Genomic DNA, 349 nt, shown 5'->3' on the forward strand with positions numbered 1-349 from the left:
ATCATTCCTGTTCCTCATCAAGTTTTCTCTCATATTTTCTTTTTATATATTTCGCCGAATTTTCTATATAAGGGTAAACTGTACTTTCATTTATATTCATTTTATCGAGATCCTCAAGTATTGTTTCTTTGTCATCATGACTAATAATTATCCGTTCAATCATGATCTCTGGAGTTCCAAAGTCTGGCATAATCATCTCTGTACCAAAAAGCAGAAATGAGCCAGATTGAGAAACAATTCTGCCATTGCTTTTCTTACCTTTAACACAAACAATATTTTTTAGATCATTAGGAATTATTTTATGAAGGAAATAAGCTTTATCTTCTTTTATAAAATGAAGCAATCGTCC

At 30.4% G+C, this 349-nt stretch carries 1 pseudogene; it reads right to left on the reverse strand.

The features are described 5' to 3' along the window. Position 1: 1 nt before the first annotated feature. Positions 2-349 (reverse strand): annotated as a pseudogene (locus M975_RS23165) (FRG domain-containing protein); the annotation flags it as partial.

Origin of the sequence: Buttiauxella brennerae ATCC 51605 (genome assembly GCF_001654925.1) — a bacterium.
Taxonomy (GTDB): domain Bacteria; phylum Pseudomonadota; class Gammaproteobacteria; order Enterobacterales; family Enterobacteriaceae; genus Buttiauxella; species Buttiauxella brennerae.